General features: G+C 60.2%; 1 tRNA gene and 1 rRNA gene. Both read right to left on the reverse strand.

Going from position 1 to position 362, the window contains the following annotated elements:
* Positions 1-48 precede the first annotated feature (48 nt).
* A tRNA-Met gene (locus AWJ14_RS16710) sits at positions 49-125 on the reverse strand.
* Between the two features lie 75 nt (positions 126-200).
* Positions 201-315, reverse strand: a 5S ribosomal RNA gene (rrf, locus tag AWJ14_RS16715).
* Positions 316-362 lie beyond the last annotated feature (47 nt).

The following is a 362-nucleotide window of genomic DNA, read 5'->3' on the forward strand; positions in this document are numbered from 1 at the left end:
GCAAAAGCCCCCTGGTGGGGGCTTTTGGGAAAGGGGCATGTTGTGATTTGGTTGCGGGGGCAGGATTTGAACCTGCGACCTTCAGGTTATGAGCCTGACGAGCTACCGGGCTGCTCCACCCCGCGTCAAAAGCAAAACGGGCCGCGATTGCGGCCCGGAGTTCTGAGGATGTGAAGAGAAGAATTTGTTGCGCTTGGCAGACCTGGCAGCGACCTACTCTCCCGCGTCTTGAGACGAAGTACCATCGGCGCTGGGGCGTTTCACGGCCGTGTTCGGAATGGGAACGGGTGCAGCCGCCCCGCCATGACCACCAGGTCGGCAAAGCGCAACAATTGAGAAGCTGGCGGGTGGCGAACCCTTTT

Source organism: Parahoeflea olei, from assembly GCF_001703635.1.
GTDB classification, from domain to species: domain Bacteria; phylum Pseudomonadota; class Alphaproteobacteria; order Rhizobiales; family Rhizobiaceae; genus Hoeflea; species Hoeflea olei.